Genomic DNA, 17793 nt, shown 5'->3' on the forward strand with positions numbered 1-17793 from the left:
ACTCAACCCGCAGCGATAGTCCCCCTAGCCCAGCAAGCTGACGCCAGGCACGATCCAGATCGACAGTCCTGCCAGCAGTGTTCCGATGGCCGTGGCGGCCAGCACGTCGCTCGGATAATGCAGTCCCAACACCACGCGCGACGCGGCCACGCAGCCGGCGAACGGGATCAGCAACGGCGCCAGGCCCGGGTAGTGCGCGAGTGCAACAAGGGTGAATGCGACGGCATGCAGCGTGTGGCCGGACGGGAAGCTGAACTCGTCCAGCGGCGCGATCCACGCGCGGATGCGCACGTCGGATGCGAACGGGCGCGGCCGGCGCGTCCAGCGCTTCAATGCCTTGTACAGCGTCAGTGCGATGACGCCGGTGCCCGCGAGGTGGGCAGAGGCCGCCAGGCCGTCCATGCCGTCGGCGACGATCAGCGCCGCCATCAGCACATACCAGAACACGCCGTCGCCCAGGCGGCTCACGACAGCGAAGAACCGGCGCACGCCGGCCCATTCACCCCACCGGTTGGCGCGCAGGCACCAGCCGGCGTCCCGGCCCATGAAGGCATTACGCGGCAGCAGCGGACGCATGGATGTTCCTCCGTGTCAGGGCGAGACCGGTCAGCAATGCATCGAAATCCGCCGCCACCTGGTCAGGATGCAGGCCGCGCATCGCGCGGCTGGCGGAACTGCCCTGCGCGCGACGCATCGGTGCATCCGCACCCAGGCGCAGGGCGGCGGCCAGGAAATCCTCGTCGTTCTCCACCGCCGCGCCGTGCACGCCGTCGATCAGGTGTTCGCGGGCGGCGCCGTAGTTGAACGCCACGGTCGGCACGCCGCTGGCCATCGCCTCCAGCGTGACGTTGCCGAAGGTTTCGCTGTGGCTGGAGAACAGGAACAGGTCACCGCTGGCGAAGTGCCGAGCCAGCGCTTCGCCGCGCTGCACGCCGCAGAACAGGAAGTCGGGGTGCTCCTGCGCCAGTCGCTCGCGCAGCGGACCGTCGCCCACCCACACGAACTTCGCCGTCGGTTGCCGCTGCTGGATCGCGCGGAACGTGCGTATCGACAGGTCCAGGTTCTTTTCCGCCGCGATGCGGCCGACATAGATGACCGCCAGGTCATCCGGCCCCAGGCCCCACGCGGCGCGCAGCGCATCGTCGCGCCTCGACGGGCTGAAGTGACGCGCATCGACCGCGCGCGCCAGCCGTACCACGCGGTCGAACCCCTCCGCCTGCAGGAAGTCCGCCAACTCGCGCGTGGGCACCAGCGTCGCGTCGGCGCCGTTGTGGAAGCGGCGCATCCATCGCAGGGCGGTGTGCTGCAGGAAGCGCACGCCGTAGTCGCGCATGTATTCGTCGAAGCGGGTGTGGAAGCCGGTCGCCACCGGGATGCCGAGCCGCCGCGCGGCACGCAACGCCGACCACCCAAGCGGACCTTCCGTGGCCACGTAGATCGCATCCGGCGGGTCGTCCTTCCACTGCGACAGCAGGCGGCGCGTGGCGGGCAGGCCGAACTTCAGTCCCGGATAACGCGGCAGGCTGGCGCCGCGCACCAGCAGGGTGTCGTCGACATGCGGCAGGTCGCCGGGTTGGCGCGGGCGGACCAGCGAGACCGCGCGACCGCGCTGGCGAAGGCCGGCCTCCAGGCCCTGCACGGTCAGGGCCACGCCGTTCACTTCCGGCGGATACGTCTCAGTGACGATGGCAAAGCGCATGCGCGACTCCACGTTTTGCGCATGCTGGACGCGGAAGATGTAGCCGGTGTGTCGAACGCGTGACCGGCCGATGACGGCGATCGCCGTGACATCAGCGTGGGGCGCGTGCAGGCCGGCCGTTGGCGGCGGCCTCCTTCAAGAGGCGCCGGAACGTGGGGCATGCCATGTGGTCGGGGGCAGGGCAGGCCGCGGCATGCCGCAGGCCACGGCGCAACGCAGCGAGGCGGTGGATCATGGCATCGATCTCGCGCGCTTTCGCCAGCAGGCTGCGCCGGTCGATGTCGGGTCGTCCATCGGGACCGAACATGGCGGCGATCTCGTGCAGCGTGAAGCCTGCGGTCTGCCCCAGCGCGATCAGCGCCAGGCGTTCCAGTACGCCGGGGTCGAACGTGCGGCGCAGGCCCTGTCGTCCGTTCGAGGCGATCAGCCCTTTCTGTTCGTAGTAGCGCAATGCCGACGCGGGGACGCCGGACCGCTTCGCGACCTCGCCGATATCCATGCGGATGCCCTCTTGACTTGAAGTCGACTTGAAGTCGCATCCTGCGCGCACCGGCCCTGCGGGACAAGCCTGCGGTGCCATCCCGTCCGGAGAACGTCATGGAACTTCCCGTCCACATCGTGCTGATCGGTCTCGGCGCCACCGTGACGATGGATGCGTGGGGCCTGCTGCGGTGGCGCGTGTTCGGTGTGCCGCGTGCGGATTACGGACGCGTGGGACGCTGGCTGGGCCACATGGCGGCGGGGCAGTTCCGGCACGAGGCCATTGCCCGCAGTCCGCCCGTCCGCGGCGAGCGCGTATTGGGCTGGGTCGCGCACTACCTGACCGGGGTCGCCTTCGCCGCGTTGCTGCCGGTGGTCTGGGGCGATGCGTGGTTGCGCGATCCCACGCCGTTACCGGCATTGCTGCTCGGGGTCGGGACCGTCGCCGCGCCGTTCCTGCTGATGCAGCCGGGCATGGGTGCGGGCGTGGCGGCGTCCCGCACTGCCGAGCCAGGCAGGGCGCGCCTGCACAGCCTCGTCAACCACCTCGTGTTCGGCGCGGGCCTGTACCTCTCGGCCATGTTCCTGCGTCCGCTGTTCCCCGCCTGATCCTTTCCTGTTTCCGGAGACTTCCCATGCGTATCCCCGTCCGTTTCGCTCCGTTGCTGTTCGGCGCCCTGCTGTCCGCGATCATGGTGTCGTTGGTGTCCGCGTTCGTGCTGCTGGTCAACCAGGGCCTGCGTCCCGACTTCCTGGGCACCTGGGCACGCAGTTGCGCCACGACCTGGCCCGTGGCCTTCCTCGCCGTCACGCTGGTGGCACCCTGGGTGCGCCGGGTGGTCGCCCGCATGACGGCCTGAGCGTCGGAGGGTCAGGCGATGCTTACCAGGCGAGGCCTTCCTGCCACGCCTCTTCCGGCAACCAGGTGGTCCGGTTCGGCGAGGGGGCATCCACACGCCCCTCAGCCACACTGCGCGCGACCCTGGGTTCGATCTCGGCGAACCGGACGGCACGTGCGCCGATCCGGGCTCCGATCAGGTTGTTGTGGATATCCATCGCATTGGAGCGCTTCCCTTGGTGTTCCATCACGGCGTTGATCCACGACACGACCCGCGGGTGGAGCGTATGCGAGACCACCGCGCTTGCCAGCGTGTGCCGATAGGCATCCAACGGTCCGTGCCGCCCGCCAGGCAGCGGGCTCTGCGAAACGTGCGACCAGGTGTAGGTCAGCACGAATGCCGGGTAGGCACCCATCGCCAAGGCGGTGAGGGCGAGCCGGGTAAGCCACGTGCGCTTTCGTCGGGACAGGTGCATGGCGCTTCGGACGATGCCAGCGATCAGGCGTCGAGCTGATGGCGCAGTTCGGTCACGACGGCGCGCCACGCGTGGATGTCGTCGGTCTCTTCCCACAAGTCCCGGAGCTCGGAGTGGTCGCCCAGCAGGCGTGTGAGCGCCTGCCGCGCTTGCGTGGCGATTCCGGCGGTGATCGTGGGCCGGATGCGGGCGAGCCAGGCAGCCAGGCCGTCCTGCTGCTGCGCGGCCAGCGTGGGCCGGCCTGCCGCAGCCGCGACGATCTCGGCGGCCACGATGGCCAGCACAGCATCCGATGCTTCCACGTACTCGGTCGAGGTCAGCACGTTGTCCAGTGCTTCGTGGACAAGCGCCAGGTCGCCGCTGTCCAGGACGTCGATCATGAAATCCGCCGCGTCGTCGTTTTCGAAGGAACCGATGCCCCAGGTGCCCATCCGCCTACTCCTTGCGCTGGCCTGCAAGGGCGAGCACGACCATGGCGGGCAGCGCCACGAGAAACGCGATGACAGCCGTCTGGTAGTGCCGCGCGTTGTACAGGTTGGTCATCCCGAGATTTCCTCGCGTGGGTTTTCACGTCGTGGAGAGGCGATCCGCACGGTCGGTTACACCCAGACGTCATTCTTCGCCGTGTAGGCACCGCCCGCATCGCCCGTATTCACCACGCCGCGGGGTTCCACCAGCATGATGCTGCACTCGTCGACGGCCACGGGCCGGTGCTCGACGCCCCTGGGTACCACGTACATTTCCCCGGTCGTCAGCACTACCGCCTTGTCGCGGAACTCCAGCGTCAGCGCGCCGTCGAGCACGATGAACACCTCATCGGTGTCCGCATGCGCATGCCAGACGAATTCGCCCTTCACCTTGGCGAGCTTGAACTGGTAGTCGTTCATTTCGGCGATGACGCGCGGAGACCAATGCTCGGAGAAGCGGGACAGCTTGTCCTTCAGATTGATGGCGGTGTGTGACATGGGCGTCCCGGAATGAAGCGGCTCGCAATACCGCATGGTGGGGGTTGCACTGTGCGTCAGGGAACCTGCTCGCCGCGTGCCGCGGTGAACAGCGCATACCATTCTTCCCGCGTCAGCACGACGTCGTCCGCGGCCGCGCACGCGCCGAGCCTGACGGGATCCGTCGTGCCGATGATCGGCTGGATGCCGGCAGGGTGCCGCAGCAGCCAGGCGATCTGGATCGCCTCGGGCGCCACGCCTTTGTCTTCCGCGATCCGCCGCAGCAGCAGCGATGTCGCGTGGATGACGGGATCGGCAAACGCCGACGTCGTCGCCAGCCTGCCGCCCGCCAAGGGCGACCAGGCCTGCACGCGGACGCCGTGCAAGCGGCAGTGGTCCAGCGTGCCGGCGGCGGAGGCATGGACATGGCCGGTGGTGTTGGCGACCACGCCGTCGTCGATCAGGTGATGGTGGAGCAGGCTGAGTTCCACCTGGTTGGCGACCAGGGGTTGCCGCACATGGCGCCGCAGCAGGTCGATCTGCCACGGCGTATGGTTGCTCACGCCGAAATGCCGCACCTTGCCGGCGGCCTGCAGGTCGTCGAAGGCGCGCGCGACCTCCTCCGGCTCGACCAGGGCGTCCGGACGGTGCAGCAGCAGCACGTCGAGATGGTCCACGCCAAGGCGCGACAGGCTGCCTTCCACCGACGCGGTGATGTGGCCATGGCTGAAATCGTAGCGGCCCGGCGTGCCGGCGGGATCCTCGGCAAATCGGATGCCGCACTTGGATTGCAGCACCATCCTACCGCGCAGGCCAGGCGACGCGCGCAGGACGTCGCCGAATACCTGCTCGGACTTGCCGCGGGCGTAGATGTCGGCGTGGTCGAACAGCGTGATGCCGTGCGACAGCGCGGTTTCGACCAGGCACTGCGCCTGCCGGCGCTCGTCGGCGGTGACCGGGGTGGCGTCCCAGGCACGGCTGAGGTGCATGCAGCCGTAGGCGATGCGGGACACCGGCAGGCCGTCGGCGAGGAGGTAGGTCTTCATGGCGGCGGAACGGAAAGGTCAGGGCCCATCATCGCAGGTCGCGGGCACGTCTTAGTAGCGCCGGCGCTCGGCCACGAGCCGGCGGGCCAGTGCGTCGGCCTCGAGCGGGCGCGCCAGGTGGTAGCCCTGCACGTCGTCGACGCCGAGCGCGCGCAGGGCGTCCAGTTCGGAGGCGGTCTCCACGCCTTCGGCCACCACGTGCGACTGCGTCTGGCGGGCGAATTCGATCAGGGCGGCAGCCAGTGCGCGACGCGGCGAATCGTGGTCGATCCCGCGCGTCAAGCTCAGGTCCAGCTTGATGATGTCCGGATGGATCGCGAGCACGTGCCGCATGCTGGCGTAGCCGGCGCCGGCGTCGTCAACGGCGATGCGCACGCCGGCCTCGCGCAACGGCGCCAGCCGTTCGTTGAGCAACGCATAGTCGTCGACCAGCGAGTGCTCGGTGATCTCCAGCACCACGCGCCGTGGATCCAGGTCGTCGATGTAGCCGTCGATGCCGCCGCTGACGAGGGTCTGCGGCGAGACATTCAGCGCGACATAGAAATCGCCGCTGACCTCGCGCAGGCCGTCCAGCGCGGACAGGATGGCATTGAGTTCCAGCCTGACGCCGAGGCCGATGGCGCGGGCTTCAGCGAACCATACGTCGGGCGTGCGCTGCGGTTCCAGCAGGAAGCGCGACAGGCACTCCACGCCGACGATCCTGCGCGTGCTGCTGCGGTAGATCGGCTGGTACACCATGTGCGGCTGGCCGAGTTCCAGCACGGAGGTGATGCGCGCCACCTTCTCTTCATGCTCTTGGACGGCATGCAGGTCGCCATCGATCTGGTAGGCGAGCAGGTCCGCGAACGCGCGCATCATGTGCAGGTCGCGCTCGCCGAGCGAAAGGCTGGGCGCCAGGCTGAAGCAGCAGAACGTGCCGTAGACGCGTCCGTCGCGCAACCGGATGGGGACGCTGATGTGCGCACCGATCGGCACGTGCTGTGTTTCGGGGATGCATTCCAGCGCGGGAATTGCCGCCGTATCGGGGATGAGCTGCGGGATGCTCCCTTCGACCACGCGCATGCAGTAGCCCTCGTCCAGCGGGCTGGAATCGCCGGGCCGGATGGGCGCGCGGTCGAGTCGGGTGGCGACATGGCGGAAGACACGGTGGCTGCCATGGAATTCGCTGACGAAGGCCACGTCCATGTCGAGGTGGCGGCGTACCGCGTCGAGCAGCCGGTCCACGTTGCGGCCGATCGCGACGGCGCCGGGGCCGCCTTCCAGCCAGGCGTCGGTCAACGCCTCCTCGGGTTTCCTACTGTCGATCACGGGCTTCCTCCTGAAGTCAGGTACGCGACGAATAGTCAGCCGTCGTGTTCTGCCCCCATCGCAAGGGCGCTGGGGAGGTGGCGCGGGGCGAAGGCGTTAGACGCGCCGCAGAGCCGGGGCGGGGTCGAGTGTAACCTCAAGTCACAATTTGACGGGTGAGGGGGACTCGTCGTCCGCGGACGATGGCGAGCCGGCAGCCTCGACGGCGCTCAGCGGGGTTTCCAGCGGCAGCATCCATATGCCATCCAGCAACACGCTCCAATCGGCGGGCTGCGGGTATCGGTAGGCGACGACCGACGATTCGATGGGGCCCATGCTGCGAAGACGCGTGCTGTCCAGATACATCGGTATCCCGCCGCGTGCCTCGAGCGAGGTCGCCGAGAGCGCGATAGCCACAGGTGGCAGGGAGGGGCGGCCGTGGCGACCCGATCGTGCGGTGAAGCCCACACTGGCCAGGCCACTCCCCAGTCGGCGGTGCAGGTGCATGCCCAGCGAAATCCGATCGGGCCGATCCGGAAGCGGGGCTTTCACCGCATGCGGTGTCGACGTCCAGATGATGGCGCGCTCACCCGGTGTGCGTGCATGCTGCCACGAGAAATTCCGTGCCATGCCCTCATCGCGCGTATTGAAGGAGGCCCCGCTGGACATGTCGAGGAATTGGCCAAGACTGATCGCCATTGCACGATCGGCCTGCCCATCGGGTCCGGATACACCGCGCCCGATCTTCTTCAAGCAACGGCGGAGGGCATCCCGGAATGCATCGTCGTACGGATGGGAGGCACTGAAATCCCATTGCGTCAGGCGCGCCAGCCGGCCTTCGCAAGCGACGCGAGAGGATCCGGCATGCGCGGCAAGGCGCCGGGGAAGCGCATGCTCCGAGAACGGTTGCGATACGCCGCCTACCTGAATGTCGAGGCCGCGCAGGCGCAGGGTGCCTTTGCTGGCGCGATCCCAGAGCCAACGCAGTGTCGGCTGGAATTCCCGCGTGCCGGACCACAGGGGGCCGATGGCCTCGGCAAGCCGTGCCGGCTGAGCAGTGCCCCGGGCCAGCTGCTCTTCCAGCGCGAGAAACTCGTAGACCGAACTCTCGAAGTAGAGCGCATCGAATCCGCATCGATCGACAAGCGCCTCGACGATGCGGCCCTTCAACATCACGGTGGCACCGGCACCGTGGCCGGCGTCTTCGCCCAGCATCACCACGCGCTGGGTGCACAGCGATTCGATCGCCGCGTCGAAGTCGTCGGCGACCGGAACCGTCGACGCGGTGGCGATGCCAGGCATCGCGAGCGCGAGCATCAGGATCGCGAGGTGCTTCAGACAGGTTCTCGATCGGCCCTCCCTGGCCTGCATGGAATTCCGCTACGCCACGAACGGTTTGAACGCCACGCCCAGGCCCTGCATGTCCTCGGGCTCGCCGACGAGATCCGAGCGCAGCAGCGGGCGTGCGTCGATCCATTTCTTGCTCACCACCAGGTCCAGCCGGTCGTCCGCCGCGGTCAGGTCCAGACGGGGGATCGCCTCGTTGTCGTGCGAGCGGTGCAGCAGCACGGCCAGGCGCAACAGCGCAGCCTTGCGCTTGGCGCTGAGCAGCAGGCGGTCGGGCAGGGCGTCGAAGGCGGTCTTGGGCACGCCACGCCGGTGGGTGCGGACCAGCGCCGAAAGTACCTGCTGCTCCTGGCGCGAGAAACCTTCGATGTCGGAATGTTCCAGCAGGTACGCGCCATGCACGTGGTACTGGCTGTGCGCGATCACCAGGCCGATCTCGTGCAGGCGCGCGGCCCAGCCGAGCATGCGTGCGTCGTCGTCGTCCAGGCCCCAGCTGTCCTCCACCTGCTCGAACAGGCGCATCGCCGTCGCCTCCACGCGCGCGGCCTGGAATTCGTCGATGCCGTAGCGCTGCATCAGCGCCGCAGTGGAAAGATCGCGCGGATCGTTGTCGCTGCCGCGGCCCAGCATGTCGAACAGGATGCCTTCCCGCATGGCCGCCTTGCTCACCATCAGGCGCTGCAGGCCCAGCGCCTCGAAGGCGGCCTCCAGCACCAGCACGCCGCCCGCGATGATGGGCCGGCGGTCGTTGGACAGGCCCGGCAGGTCGATGTCCTCGATGCGGTCGGCCTGCAGCAGTCGGTCGCGCACCTGCGGCAGCGCCTCGGCGGTCACCGCCCCCTTGGTGAGCTTCATCGCCGCACAGATCTCGCCGATGGCCTTGTTAGTGCCGGACGAGCCGATGGCTTCCTGCCACCCGAGGTTGCGGTACAGGCCGGCGAACTGCTGGAACTCGGCCCCGATCTCGGTGAGCGCTTCCCTCCAGCGCTTGCGCGACAGCTTGCCGCCGGGGAAGAAGCGGCGCGTGCTGGCGATGCAGCCGGCCTGAAGGCTTTCGCGCTCCAGCGTCTCGAAGCCGCGGCCGATGATGAATTCCGTCGAGCCGCCGCCGATGTCGATGACCAGGCGGCGCTGGTTCGATTTCGGCGGCTGCGAATGCGCCACGCCGAGGTAGATCAGTCGCGCCTCTTCGCGCCCGGAGACGACTTCGATGGGCTTTCCCAGCGCGGCTTCCGCCGCCGCCAGGAAGTCCTGCGGATCCCGCAGCTGTCGCACCGTGTTGGTCGCGAGCGCACGCACGCGGGCGGCCGGAATGTCGCGGATGCGCTGCCCGAAGCGCGAGAGGCAATCCAGGGCGCGTTGCCGTGCCGCGGCGGACAGGCCGCCCTTGCCATCGAGGCCGTCGGCCATGCGCACCGTCTCGCGCAGGCGGTCCACGACGCGCAACTGCCCCAGCAGCGAACGCGCGACCACCATGTGGAAGCTGTTGGAGCCCAGGTCGATCGCGGCCAGCATGTCCCCGTCCTGGAGCGGCGGGGAAGTGGGGGAAGTCAGGGGCGCCATGCGGTCAGTTTAGCCAATGGCGCCGTGCATGGCAGCAACGCGATCGGCAGGCGCGTCATCGCAGGCCGCATGCGGGGGTCGCCTCACACCTTTTCCAGCAGGGTGGACTGCGCCGAATGCGGCACGTCGTCGCCGGGCGTCAGCTTGACGTAGCTTCCATCGGCCTGCAGTTCCCAGGCATTGCAGTTGTCATCGAGATAGTTCTGCAGGCCGTCCTTGAACACCCGTGCCGCCAGGTCCTTGTCCAGGATGGGGAAGCAGGTCTCCACCCGATGCAGCAGATTGCGTTCGAGCCAGTCGGCGCTCGCGCAGTAGAGCTCCGGCGCGCCGTCGTTGCCGAACCAGTAGAGACGGCTGTGCTCGAGGAAGCGACCGACGATGGAGCGCACCCGGATGTTGTCGGAAATGCCCGGCACCCCGGGGCGCAGCGCGCAGGCGCCGCGGACGATCAGGTCGATCCGTACCCCTGCCTGCGAGGCCGCATACAGCGCGCGGATGATGCGCGGCTCGTTGATGGCATTGATCTTGGCGATGATGCGCGCCGGCTTGCCGGCCCGCGCCAGCTTGGCTTCGCGTTCGATCTTCTTGATCAGGCCCGGGTGCAGCGTGAAGGGCGATTGCAGCAGTCGCTTGAGCTTGGTCGTGGGCGCCAGGCCGGAGAGCTGCTGGAACAGCAGGTGCACGTCGCTGCCGATGTCGGGGTCGGCGGTGAGCAGGCCGATGTCCGTATACGCGCGTGCTGTACCGCTGTGGTAGTTGCCGGTGCCCAGGTGCACGTAGCGCCGCAGCTTGCGCCCTTCGCGACGCACGATGAGCAGCATCTTGGCGTGCGTCTTGTAACCCACGACGCCGTACACCACCTGCGCGCCGGCTTCCTGCAGCTTGTCGGCCACGCCGAGGTTGGCGTCCTCGTCGAAACGGGCGCGCAGTTCGACCACGACGGTCACGTCCTTGCCGTTCCGCGCCGCCTGCACCAGCGCTTCGACGATCGCCGAATCCTTGCCCGTGCGGTAGAGCGTCTGCTTGATCGCCAGCACGTCGGGGTCCACCGCAGCCTGCTTGATCAGGTCCAGCACGGCGCCGAACGAATCGAAGGGGTGGTGCAGCAGCACGTCGTCATCGGCCACCTTTTCGAAGATCGCCTCGCTGTCGCGCAGCGGCCGGGGGGTGAACACGGGGTACTTCAGCTCCGGGCGCTGCACCAGGTCGTACACCTGGATCACGCGGTTGAGGTTGACCGGGCCGTTGATCGGATACACCGCGTTGTCGGGCAGTGCGAAGTTCTGCAGCAACTGCCGCACGATGGGCTTGGGACAGTCGTGCGCGATCTCCAGGCGCACGGCCGGCCGGTAACCACGACCGACCAGCTCGTCACGCAGCGCCAGCGCCAGGTTCTCGACTTCCTCTTCGTCGACGACCACTTCGGAGTTGCGGGTCACGCGGAACTGGTACGAGCCCTTCACTTCCATGCCCGGGAACAGTTCGTCCACGAACACCGACAGCACCGAGGACAGCAGCACGAAGTCGTTCTCGCCACCGGACACGCGCTGCGGCAGGTGGATGATGCGTGGCAGCGAGCGCGGTGCGCGCACGATGGCGAGATGGCCGGCGCGACCGAACGCATCCTTGCCCTTCAGCACCACCACGATGTTCAACGACTTGTTGAGGATCTTCGGGAACGGATGCGCCGGGTCCAGTCCCAGGGGGGACAGCACCGGCATGATCTCGTTGCGGAAATAGGCGCGCAGCCAGCGCGTCTGGCGCGCGTTCCAGCTGTCGCGGCCGAACACGCGCACGCCGGCTTCGGCCAGTCCGGGGCGCAGCACCTCGTTCCAGCACTTGTACTGCGCATCGACCAGCTCGGCAGCGCGGTCGTGGATCTTGTTGAGCACGGTCGCCGGGCTCATGCCATCCGCGCCCGGCGGCAGGCCGAAGTCGAGTGCGTGGCGCACGGTGGCGGCGCGGATCTCGAAGAACTCGTCCAGGTTGGTGCAGGAGATGCACAGGAAGCGCAGCCGCTCCAGCAAGGGTACCGACGGGTCCTGGGCCTGCGCCAGCACGCGGAAGTTGAAGTCCAGCTGGGACAGTTCGCGGTTGAGGTAGAGCGCCGGGTCGCGCAGCGCGTCTTCGCCGGTCGCAGGGGCGGGCGTCGTGTCCAGGGCGGCGTTCATGCGGTCTGGCTGTCCGTGGTGAGGGCGCGCGGGGCGGCGTCGAGGCGAGGCTCGACACGTTCGGCGCCGAAATGGATGGAGAACAGGCTGCCCTGTCCGACCTCGCTTTCGATCTCGAGGCGGGCCTGGTGCAGGTTCAGTACGTGCTTGACGATCGACAGTCCCAGGCCGGTGCCGCCGCTCTCGCGCGAGCGGCTGGTCGAGACGCGGTAGAAGCGCTCGGTGATGCGCGGCAGGTGCGACGTCGGGATGCCGTAGCCGGTATCGCGCACGCTGAGCACCGCGCCGTCTCCCTCGCGCGCGAAGCGCACGGTGATGGTGCCGCCGACGGGCGTATAGCGCACCGCGTTGCTGACCAGGTTGGAGAAGGCGCTGTGCAGTTCCTTGTTGGAGCCTGACAGGTCCACGTTCGCCTCGTCCTGGACCACGATGGTGTGGCGGCGCTGGCTCAGCGCTTCCGCCTCGCGACGCAGCGTGGCCAGCATCGGCGCCATCGCGACGTTCTCGTCGGGCAGGCTGTCCTGCGCTTCCAGGCGCGACAGCGTCAGCAGGTCTTCCACCAGCTGGGTCATGCGCTGCGACTGCTTCTGCATCTCGGCCAGCATCGGCGCCCAGTCCGGGTACTCGGTGGGCTCCAGCATGTCCAGGTAGCCGTGCACCACGGTCAGCGGCGTGCGCAGTTCGTGCGAGACGTTGGCGACGAAGTCGCGCCGCATCTGCTCCAGGCGCAGCATCTTGCTGACGTCGCGCGCGACCAGCAGCCAGTACTCGTCGGAATAGGGGATCAACCGCAGGTTGAGCCGCAGGTTCGGATCGACCGGCGAGGCCGCATCGAGCATGGGTTCGGCGTTGCGGCCCGCGGCCAGCCAGTGCGACATCGGCAGGGGCTGCAGGCGGTCGCCGACCGGGGCGCCGATGTCCGTGGGGTACTGCAGGCCCAGCAGATGGGTGGCGGCCCGATTGAACCACTGCACGCGCTGGCTGTTCCGTTCCACGACGACGACCGCATCGGGCAGTGCGGCGGCGGCGGCGCGGTAGGCGCGCAGCATGTCGAGCAGGCGGCGCTTGCGGGTGCGCATCTCGGCCTGGCCGCGGAACAGCAGGCGGTCGAGTTCGTTCCAGACACCCTTGCCCTGCGCCGGTTCCATCCGCTGCCGGGCGGTCAGGCGCAGCAACACCTTGCGAAGCCGCCAGTAGTGCCACGCGACGACCCCGAGGGCAGCGACGGTGACGACGGGCCAGACCTGTCCCAGCAGCAGGCCGACCACGACCGCCATCGCCAGGATCAGGGCCAGCTGGCCGAGCGTCTTGAACCAGGCGGTGCGGATGTCGTGGGGCATGGATCGATTGTGTCAGATGTGTATGACAGCCTGCGCGGGCGGCGGCGCCGCCGCCGGCAGGGTCACATCGCCGCCGAGAAGCGGTAGCCCGAACCGCGGACGGTCTGCACCATGTTCTCCAGGCCATGGGGTTCGAGCGTCTTGCGCAGGCGGCGGATATGCACGTCGACGGTCCGCTCTTCCACATACACGCTGCCGCCCCACACGTGGTCGAGCAACTGCGTGCGCGAATAGACACGCTCGGGGTGAGTCATGAAGAAGTGCAGCAGGCGGTACTCGGTGGGGCCGATGGCGACCGGCGTATCGCCGGCGAACACGCGATGGGCGGCACCGTCGATGCGCAGGTTGCCGACCGCGACGCTGCCGTCCTCGTCGTCGTCGCGCGAGCGGCGCATGACGGCGCGGATGCGGGCGAGCAGCTCGCGGGCGGAAAAGGGCTTGACCACGTAGTCGTCGACGCCGGCCTCCAGCCCGCCGACCCGGTCGTTCTCCTCGCCGCGGGCGGTGAGCATGATGATCGGCACGTCGCGGGTCATGGCGTCCTTGCGCCAGCGGCGGGCCAGTTCCAGCCCGCTGGTACCGGGCAGCATCCAGTCCAGCAGGATCAGGTCGGGCACGCGGTCGGCGATGGCGTTCTGGGCTTCGCGGGCGTCGCCGGCATGGATCGGTTCGTAGTCGCCCTTGCGCAGGGCGAAGGCCACCATGTCGCGGATGGCGGGCTCGTCGTCGACGATCAGGATGTGCTTCTGCACGCAGGATCCGTGTGCGGGGAGGGACGACGCCAGTAGACGACAATTTTATGACGTTTACATGACATGCCGCGGGGCTGTCATGGCGGCGCCCGCAGGCCGGTCAGCGTCGTTCCACGTCCGGGTCGCGCACGCCCTGCCGGCGCAGCTCGAGCACCTCCGGCGTGATGGCGGCTATGCGGGCATCGACACGGGCGCGCGCGTAGAAGTCCAGGTCGCTCTGCTTCTTGAGATTCTGGAGCTGGATCAGAGCCTGCTCGGGCCGACCGTTCAGGTAGGCCGCTTCGGCATACGCCTCGCCGGCGCGCGCGGTATCTCCGGCCAGCTCGTTGGCCCGGGCGAAATTCTGCTGGAACACCGGGTCGTCGCCCGCGCGCGCCATCAGGGGGCGGAGCACGGCCTGCGCCCGCTGGCCGGCGTCACGGCCCCCCTGTTCATTGAGCACCTTGGCGTACGTCAGCGCGACGGGCCGGTTCTGGGGATACCGCAACATCAGGGCGTCGAAGCGCTGGTTCGCCGAGGCACGGTCTCCGGTACGCGATTCCGCTTCACCCAGCGCCAGCGCGACCCACAGGTTGTCTGCATGCTCATCGGCCAGCCGCTTGAGCTCCGTCAGCGCCAGACGGGTATCGCCGCCCTGCAGATGGGCCACGGCAAGCCCATACCGTTCCGGCCCGGTCAGCGGCTTGCCGGCCTGGCGCCGCAGGGTCTCGTATTCGCGGACCGCGGCGGACGGCGTACTGGCGCTGAGCGCGCGCAGGCGTTCGCGGGCCCAGTCGAACTGGCCGGTATCGCCCTGCCGGAAGGCCTGTGAGGGCAGGGTCACCGGGATCGGCAGCAGCGGATTGTCGCTGCGGGTTTCCGCCAAGGTCACCGCGTTGCGGTCGAAGCGCTCCACCCGCTCCCCGCCCGGCACGCTGGTCACCGCCGTCACCTGGTTGCCGCGCAATTGGTCCGCACGCTGGCGGGCCTCGCTGATGCGGGTCGTGGTGACCGGGTGGGTCTGCAGATAATCCGGCACCGATTCGCGACCGCTCCCGCGAGCGACCCGGGTGGCCTGCTGCAGTTTGGCGAAGAAGCCGGCCATCGCATCGATGTCGTAGCCGGCGCGCGACAGCGTGCGGATGCCGACCCGGTCGGCTTCCGACTCGTTGGAGCGCGTGTAGTCGATCTGGCGCTGTTGCATCAGGCCCATCGCCGAGGCGATGGCCGCCTGCGACGCATCCCCGCTGGAACTGCCGCCGGCCGCCTGCGCAAGCACGATGGCGCCCAGCATGCCCAGCAGGATCGGGACCTGGTCGCGCTGGGCCCGCTCGACGCCGCGCAGCACATGCTGCTGGGTGACGTGGGCGATCTCGTGCGAGAGCACCGCCGCCACCTCGTCTTCGCGGTCGGCGGTCAGCACCAGGCCCGCGTTCATGCCGATGTAGCCGCCGAGCGTGGCGAAGGCGTTGATCTGCCGGTCGCGCATCATGAAGAACGTGTAGGACTGCTGCGGGTTGTCGCTGTCCGCACCCAGTCGCCCGCCCACGCCCTGCAGCCAGTCGGTGACCAGCGGGTCTTCCAGCAGGTAACCGTAGTTGCGCAGCTCACGCAGCATCATGCCGCCGTACTGGGCCTGCCGGGCGGGCGTGAGCAACTCGCCCGCCGAAGACCCGATGTCCGGCAAACGGCTTTCCTGCGAGGCGGCCAGGGGCGCGGCGACGATCAGGGTCAGGGCGGTGGCAAGCAGCAAGGGACGCAAACGGGGGGCTCCGTGGCGGATAATGGGCGTCTTCATCAGGATGACCGTTCGTCGATCCGGGCGAGTGAATACGTGGTTAACCGGGCCCGTACCGGGTCGCACTGTTCCACTTCGTTCACTGGAAGACGGCGCGAACTGCCCGATATTGACGTGACCACCCGTCGCCCATTCCGTTCCGGAGACCTGCCTTGAGCAACACGCCCCACGCCGCAAGCGCCCCCGAGATCACGCTCTACAGCACGGCCATCTGCCCGTATTGCGTCGCCGCCAAGAACTTCCTCAAGAGCAAGGGCCAGACCTGGACGGAAGTGCGCATCGACCTGGATCCGGCCGAGCGCGAGAAGATGGTCGCCAAAGCCAGGCGCACCAGCGTCCCCCAGATCTTCATCGGCGACGTCCACGTGGGCGGCTACGACGACATGATCGCGCTGCATCGCGCCGGGCAGCTGGAGCCTTTGCTGGCCGGAGGTGCTGCATGAGCTCGGCCGACGACAGCCAGGACCGGGTCAAGGCGTTCACCGATTTCCGGCAGCGCATGAACAAGCGCATTTTGGATGAGCCGAACCAGGTGGTTCGCCGCTTCTTCGCCCTGGACACGCAGACCTACCAGGCAGGCGTGCTGGACGTGAAGACCAAGGAGCTCCTGGGCTTGGTCGCCTCGATGGTCCTGCGATGCGACGACTGCATCAGCTATCACGTCGCTCAGTGCAAGGAGGCCGGCGTGACGCGCGAGGAGTTCTTCGAAACCTTCTCAGTGGGCCTGGTCGTCGGCGGGTCGATCGTCATCCCGCACCTGCGTCGCGCGGTGGATTTCCTGGACCAGCTGGAAGGCGGTCAGGCGGATACGCCGCCGGCGCACGACCACGGCTGACGTTCCGCTTTTCCCCGAGGAAAGCCCGCGACGCGAATAGGCGGCGCCCTGCCTCCCGTCCGCGCCTGGCGCGGGCGGGGGCTCAGACCATGGTCGATTAGGGGACTTGCCGGCCGTTCGGGCATAATTGGCGGACAAATCTTCCTTTTCGCGCGCGTCGTGGCCTTGTCCGGTGCGTGCCCCTGTTCGGAAACCCCACTCAATGACCCAGACGATTACGGTCATCCGCGGCGACGGTATTGGCCCGGAGATCATGGACGCCACCCTGTACGTGCTCGACGCCCTCAAGGTCGGCCTGGCCTACGAGGAAGCCGATGCCGGCCTGGTGGCGCTGGAAAAGCACGGCGACCTGCTGCCGCAGGCCACGCTCGACTCCATCCGCAAGAACGGCGTGGCCCTTAAGAGCCCGCTGACGACGCCGGTGGGCGAGGGTTTCAGCTCGATCAACGTGGCCCTGCGCCGCCACTTCGACCTGTATGCCAACGTGCGTCCGGCGAAATCGTTCCCGAACACCAAGTCGCGTTTCCCGTCGGGCGTGGACCTGATCACCGTGCGCGAGAACACCGAGGGCGCGTACATCGGTGAGGGCCAGTCGATTTCCGAAGACGGCGAGACCGCGCTGCTGACGCAGAAGATCACCCGCAAGGGCTCTGACCGCATCGTGCGCTACGCCTACGACCTGGCCCGCAAGACCGGCCGCAAGAAGGTCACGATCGTCCACAAGGCCAACATCCTGAAGACGACCTCGGGCCTGTTCCTGAAGGTCGCGCGCGAAGTGGCCGCGCAGTACCCCGACATCCAGACCAACGAGATGATCGTGGACAACACCTGCATGCAGCTGGTGATGCGTCCGGAGCAGTTCGACATCATCGTCACCACCAACCTGTTCGGCGACATCATCTCCGACCTGTGCGCCGGCCTCGTCGGCGGCCTGGGCCTGGCCCCGGGCGCCAACATCGGCGTCGATGCAGCGATCTTCGAAGCCGTGCACGGCTCGGCCCCGGACATCGCCGGCAAGGGCATCGCCAACCCGTGCGCGCTGCTGCTGGGCGCGGCCCAGATGCTGGACCACCTCGGCCAGCCGGAGAAGGCCGAGCGCCTGCGCGCGGCCATCATCGCCACGCTGGACGCTAAGGATTCGCTGACCCCGGATCTGGGCGGCGAGGGCACCACGATGTCGTTCGCGAAGGCGATCGCCAGCCGCGTGTAGGCACAGCCACATCGCGGCAAGCACGAAC

Annotated in this window: 19 protein-coding genes; 5 read left to right on the forward strand and 14 right to left on the reverse strand. The window is 68.2% G+C overall.

The features are described from left to right. Positions 1-24: 24 nt before the first annotated feature. From Q0907_RS03675 to Q0907_RS03685, 3 genes are all read right to left on the reverse strand, one after another. On the reverse strand, positions 25-546 hold the full coding sequence (locus Q0907_RS03675; RefSeq protein ID WP_299342612.1) for a phosphatase PAP2 family protein: 522 nt from the start codon (positions 544-546) through the stop codon (positions 25-27). Between the two features lie 7 nt (positions 547-553). Beyond that, entirely contained in the window at positions 554-1699 is a 1146-nt protein-coding gene (locus Q0907_RS03680; protein WP_299341612.1) for a glycosyltransferase family 1 protein, read from the reverse strand. Between the two features lie 91 nt (positions 1700-1790). Then, positions 1791-2204: a helix-turn-helix domain-containing protein gene (locus tag Q0907_RS03685; protein WP_343229808.1), complete on the reverse strand. Its 414-nt coding sequence runs from the start codon at positions 2202-2204 to the stop codon at positions 1791-1793. A gap of 92 nt (positions 2205-2296) precedes the next feature. On the opposite strand from Q0907_RS03685, the gene Q0907_RS03690 reads away from it, so the two are divergent. Further along, positions 2297-2788 (forward strand): DUF2938 domain-containing protein, encoded by a 492-nt coding sequence (locus Q0907_RS03690; protein ID WP_299341617.1) that lies wholly within the window; start codon positions 2297-2299, stop codon positions 2786-2788. Between the two features lie 26 nt (positions 2789-2814). Then, positions 2815-3039: a DUF2798 domain-containing protein gene (locus tag Q0907_RS03695; RefSeq protein ID WP_299341618.1), complete on the forward strand. Its 225-nt coding sequence runs from the start codon at positions 2815-2817 to the stop codon at positions 3037-3039. A gap of 22 nt (positions 3040-3061) precedes the next feature. Here Q0907_RS03695 and Q0907_RS03700 read toward each other — a convergent pair whose 3' ends face one another. The 11 genes from Q0907_RS03700 to Q0907_RS03750 form a co-directional block, all read right to left on the reverse strand. After that, complete coding sequence (locus Q0907_RS03700; protein ID WP_299341620.1) at positions 3062-3493, reverse strand: hypothetical protein; 432 nt, start codon at positions 3491-3493, stop codon at positions 3062-3064. Between the two features lie 23 nt (positions 3494-3516). Continuing rightward, positions 3517-3924 (reverse strand): DUF4259 domain-containing protein, encoded by a 408-nt coding sequence (locus Q0907_RS03705; RefSeq protein ID WP_299341623.1) that lies wholly within the window; start codon positions 3922-3924, stop codon positions 3517-3519. A gap of 168 nt (positions 3925-4092) precedes the next feature. Continuing rightward, entirely contained in the window at positions 4093-4458 is a 366-nt protein-coding gene (locus Q0907_RS03710; RefSeq protein ID WP_299341626.1) for a cupin domain-containing protein, read from the reverse strand. Between the two features lie 56 nt (positions 4459-4514). After that, positions 4515-5483, reverse strand: a complete 969-nt coding sequence (locus Q0907_RS03715) for an aldo/keto reductase (RefSeq protein WP_299341628.1) — start codon at positions 5481-5483, stop codon at positions 4515-4517. Between the two features lie 51 nt (positions 5484-5534). Next, on the reverse strand, positions 5535-6791 hold the full coding sequence (locus tag Q0907_RS03720) for an EAL domain-containing protein (RefSeq protein WP_299341631.1): 1257 nt from the start codon (positions 6789-6791) through the stop codon (positions 5535-5537). Between the two features lie 141 nt (positions 6792-6932). Next, entirely contained in the window at positions 6933-8141 is a 1209-nt protein-coding gene (locus Q0907_RS03725) for an erythromycin esterase family protein (protein WP_299341634.1), read from the reverse strand. Between the two features lie 9 nt (positions 8142-8150). After that, positions 8151-9680 (reverse strand): exopolyphosphatase, encoded by a 1530-nt coding sequence (gene ppx, locus Q0907_RS03730; protein WP_343229804.1) that lies wholly within the window; start codon positions 9678-9680, stop codon positions 8151-8153. Between the two features lie 83 nt (positions 9681-9763). Beyond that, a complete protein-coding gene (gene ppk1 / locus Q0907_RS03735) occupies positions 9764-11851 on the reverse strand; it encodes a polyphosphate kinase 1 (protein WP_299341637.1) in 2088 nt (695 codons plus the stop codon). Continuing rightward, the gene (phoR, locus tag Q0907_RS03740) at positions 11848-13191 is read right to left on the reverse strand and encodes a phosphate regulon sensor histidine kinase PhoR (RefSeq protein ID WP_296280048.1); all 1344 of its coding nucleotides are present in this window, start codon (positions 13189-13191) and stop codon (positions 11848-11850) included. Before phoR ends, ppk1 begins: the two co-directional genes overlap by 4 nt. A gap of 62 nt (positions 13192-13253) precedes the next feature. Next, positions 13254-13943, reverse strand: a complete 690-nt coding sequence (phoB, locus tag Q0907_RS03745) for a phosphate regulon transcriptional regulator PhoB (RefSeq protein WP_296280049.1) — start codon at positions 13941-13943, stop codon at positions 13254-13256. A 100-nt stretch (positions 13944-14043) separates the two neighbouring features. Next, the gene (locus Q0907_RS03750; RefSeq protein WP_299341642.1) at positions 14044-15720 is read right to left on the reverse strand and encodes a M48 family metalloprotease; all 1677 of its coding nucleotides are present in this window, start codon (positions 15718-15720) and stop codon (positions 14044-14046) included. Between the two features lie 152 nt (positions 15721-15872). Here Q0907_RS03750 and grxC point away from each other — a divergent pair, with 152 nt between their 5' ends. From grxC to Q0907_RS03765, 3 genes are all read left to right on the forward strand, one after another. Next, positions 15873-16163, forward strand: a complete 291-nt coding sequence (gene grxC / locus Q0907_RS03755) for a glutaredoxin 3 (RefSeq protein WP_296280051.1) — start codon at positions 15873-15875, stop codon at positions 16161-16163. Beyond that, positions 16160-16555: a carboxymuconolactone decarboxylase family protein gene (locus Q0907_RS03760; RefSeq protein WP_299341645.1), complete on the forward strand. Its 396-nt coding sequence runs from the start codon at positions 16160-16162 to the stop codon at positions 16553-16555. The genes grxC and Q0907_RS03760 overlap by 4 nt, the downstream gene beginning before the upstream one ends. Positions 16556-16757: 202 nt before the next feature. Next, positions 16758-17765, forward strand: coding sequence for an isocitrate dehydrogenase (locus tag Q0907_RS03765; RefSeq protein ID WP_299341648.1), 1008 nt, complete (start codon positions 16758-16760; stop codon positions 17763-17765). Positions 17766-17793: the final 28 nt, after the last annotated feature.

This window comes from uncultured Pseudoxanthomonas sp., from assembly GCF_947498795.1.
In the GTDB taxonomy this organism is placed as follows: Bacteria; Pseudomonadota; Gammaproteobacteria; order Xanthomonadales; family Xanthomonadaceae; genus Pseudoxanthomonas_A.